Source organism: Parendozoicomonas sp. 209JJ7-1 (genome assembly GCF_058147085.1).
On record NZ_JBYVJU010000116.1, the window covers coordinates 1 to 662 of the forward strand.

The window sequence follows — 662 nt, forward strand, 5'->3', positions numbered from 1 at the left end:
CCTAACAAGCGCATCCAAGTGACGCCTTCGGCGCACCTGATGCGGGCGTTAGGCCCCCAAGGTTCACTCTCTCGTAGTTGCGATACCACAAGGATTATAGCCATCTATTTTTTTCATTATAATTTTTCCAAACTCAAGGTTTTCTATATTTAGCTCATCGAAAGTCAATTCATCAGCATGACGATTAAATTTAATATTTTTAGTCAAACCAATGCTTCCATTTACAATACCAGAAATAAATTCACTAGGATCTGTTGATAAAAAATGAAATATTAAATTTTTCGGATTAATGCTATAAACCCATGTCCCTTCGATCCTATGACACACCTTATTTTTATCATCAAAGGCTGATATTTGATATCTACCATATTTAAAGTGATTAACCACAAACCTTTTGTAATTAACGATACTCACAATTAAATCAGCATTAATCTCTTGAGTTGGCTCATAATTTAAGTATAAATCCATGCCAAAACTATCTTTTCTATGCCAAGTCCCAACGAGTTTGTCTTCACTACCAGCAAAAGATAAGCCTGCTATTAATAACAAAATTGCCAGTGATAATAATTTTTTATAGAGTGACATCTAAAAATCCCCTTTAAGTTAATAAAAGGTATTTGAGTTGATATCGTGACAATAAGTTCAAGTTTTGGCCTAACAAG

1 protein-coding gene is annotated in these 662 nt (G+C 33.7%); it reads right to left on the reverse strand.

What is annotated here, in order from left to right; genetic code table 11:
- Positions 1 to 63: 63 nt before the first annotated feature.
- The gene (locus ACY2RQ_RS19635) at positions 64 to 585 is read right to left on the reverse strand and encodes a hypothetical protein (protein WP_490114706.1); all 522 of its coding nucleotides are present in this window, start codon (positions 583 to 585) and stop codon (positions 64 to 66) included.
- Between the last annotated feature and the right edge of the window lie 77 nt (positions 586 to 662).